The organism is Caballeronia sp., from assembly GCF_028292365.1.
In the GTDB taxonomy this organism is placed as follows: Bacteria; Pseudomonadota; Gammaproteobacteria; order Burkholderiales; family Burkholderiaceae; genus Caballeronia.
Window position 1 is genome coordinate 1 of record NZ_JAQGMM010000659.1, and the last position, 2,632, is coordinate 2,632.

2 protein-coding genes are annotated in these 2,632 nt (G+C 58.2%); one reads left to right on the forward strand and one right to left on the reverse strand.

Annotation, left to right across the window (positions count from 1 at the left end):
* Positions 1–117: 117 nt before the first annotated feature.
* Positions 118–894 (reverse strand): enoyl-CoA hydratase, encoded by a 777-nt coding sequence (locus JWR14_RS37910; protein ID WP_299719879.1) that lies wholly within the window; start codon positions 892–894, stop codon positions 118–120.
* A 131-nt stretch (positions 895–1,025) separates the two neighbouring features.
* Here JWR14_RS37910 and paaN point away from each other — a divergent pair.
* A partial coding sequence (gene paaN, locus JWR14_RS37915) for a phenylacetic acid degradation protein PaaN (RefSeq protein ID WP_299719881.1) occupies positions 1,026–2,632 on the forward strand: 1,607 nt, incomplete at its 3' end.

Here is a 2,632-nt window from a genome sequence, read left to right on the forward strand (position 1 = left end):
TCCTCTTAAGCGACACACGCCCTGCACTTTCTCACTTCCCTTCGCCTCTTCGTGAAGCGAAGGAACGGAATTCTAGTGCCCGTTTCTCACTCGCGCAAGGGGTTCATGAAAAGAATTTCAACGATGCTTAAAAACCGGTTTCCGCTTCTCGACAAACGCGGCCATTCCTTCCTTTTGATCTTCAGTGGCGAAGAGCGAATGGAACATGCGCCGCTCGAAGTGAACTCCCTCTGCCAACGTCGATTCATAGGCGCGATTAACGGATTCCTTCGCCATCATTACCGCTGGCAGTGAGAAGCTCGCGATTGTCGATGCGGCTTCCATTGCTTCATCTAATAAGCTTGCCGCCGGAACAACGCGGGATACCAACCCTGCGCGCTCTGCCTCCTCGGCATCCATCATGCGTGCGGTCAGGCACATGTCCATTGCCTTCGCCTTCGACACTGCGCGCGGCAGGCGCTGCGTGCCGCCGGCACCTGGGATCACGCCAAGCTTGATCTCAGGTTGACCGAACTTTGCGGTATCGGCGGCAATGATGATGTCGCACATCATGGCCAGTTCGCAGCCACCACCAAGCGCGAAGCCTGACACCGCGGCAATGATTGGCTTGCGAATAGTGCGCACCGTTTCCCAATTGCGCGTGATGTAGTCGCCCTTGAACGCGTCCATATAGGAATAGCCGGCCATCATGCCGATGTCCGCCCCGGCTGCAAACGCCTTTTCGCTTCCGGTCAGCACGATAGCGCCGATGTTCTCGTCGGCATCGAATTGCTTCAGCACGATGCCAAGTTCATCCATCAGGGCATCGTTTAGCGCGTTCAGCGCCTTAGGCCGATTTAGCGTGATCAAGCCGACTCGTCCGCGGACTTCGGTCAATAGATTCTCGTAAGCCATTTATTCCTCCTATGTGAACTCGCGCGAAAAACGCTTCGCGCACGCGTCTCGAAAATGCTAAAATTCGCAAACCAACCGGTCGGTCAATTAATTGACCGAGCGTCCATCATCGTCACTCTTCCCCTGCCGCCATGACACATCCACTATTCACGAAGCACGAAGCGACGCTTAATCAAGCGCTTGCCGCCATTGCAACCCGTGCCTACTGGACACCGTTTCCCGAGATGCCAAGTCCCAAAGTGTACGGCGAAACAGCAAATCCGGACGGCGAGGCAGCCTTCAAAGCACACCTGAACCGGACGTTCGATCTGGACCAGCCGACCAGCGGCGAAACGGTTGGCAATGAGCGTTCGCCCTTTGGGATCGCGCTCGGGATTCGTTATCCCAAGGCGAGCGTCGACACGCTGCTGGCCGCATCCGTCGCGGCTCAAAGTCAATGGCGTGCGGCCAGTCCTGACGCGTGGGTGGGTGTAAGCCTCGAAATATTGACCCGACTGAACAAGGCGAGCTTTGAGATCGGCTATAGCGTCATGCACACGACCGGACAAGCCTTCATGATGGCTTTTCAGGCAGGCGGTCCGCATGCCCAGGATCGCGCGCTCGAAGCGGTGGCCTACGCATGGGATGAGCTTCGCCGAATTCCCGCCGACGCTTATTGGGAAAAGCCCCAAGGCAAAAATCCTCCGCTCGCGATGCACAAACGTTTCACCGTCGTGCCGCGCGGCACGGGCGTCGTCCTCGGTTGCTGCACATTCCCCACGTGGAACGGCTATCCGGGCATGTTCGCCGATCTGGCCACGGGTAACACTGTGATCGTCAAACCGCATCCGGGCGCGATCTTGCCGCTGGCTATTACCGTACGCATCGCTCGCGACGTCCTGCGCGAAGCTGGATTCGACCCGAACGTGGTCACGCTGCTTGCGACCGAAGCGGACGATGGCCCTCTCGTTCAGGATCTTGCGCTGCGTCCCGAAATCAAGCTGATCGATTTCACCGGCAGCACGCAAAACGGCAACTGGCTCGAGCGCCATGCACACCAGGCGCAGGTCTATACAGAGAAGGCCGGCGTCAATCAGATTGTGATTGATTCCGTCGATAACCTCAAAGCCGTTGCCAGCAATATCGCATTCTCCCTGGCGTTGTACTCCGGCCAAATGTGCACGGCGCCGCAAAACATTTACGTGCCACGAGACGGCATCCACACCACCGAAGGCCACATGAGCTTCGACGACGTCGCGAAGACGCTCGCGGCCGCCGTCGAAAAGCTCGTCTCCGATCCCGCCCGCGCGGTCGAGTTGACGGGTGCCATTCAGAATGATGGCGTGATGGCGCGCATTGCGGACGCCCGGCAGCTCGGCGAAGTGCTGGCGGATAGTCAATCGCTTGCTCATCCTGCGTTCCCTCATGCCCACGTGCGCTCTCCCCTTATGTTGAAAATGGACGTTCGCACCGACGCCGCAAAATTCACGCAGGAGTGGTTTGGTCCAATCTCGTTTGTCATTGCGACAGACTCGACGGCGCAGTCACTCGATTTGGCGGGATCGATTGCTGCAGAACACGGTGCGCTCACGTTCTCCGTGTACAGCACAGACGATGCAGTAGTCGAAGCAGCCTACGATGCGGCGATTCGCGGCGGAGTAGCGCTTTCGATCAACTTGACTGGTGGCGTGTTCGTCAACCAGACGGCTGCGTATTCAGACTTCCACGGCACCGGGGCCAATCCCGCAGCGAACTCGGC

Bases quoted from the DNA above. Each gene is read 5' to 3' on its own strand.
- JWR14_RS37910 (WP_299719879.1), bottom strand. From the start codon at position 894: ATGGCTTACGAGAATCTATTGACCGAAGTCCGCGGACGAGTCGGCTTG.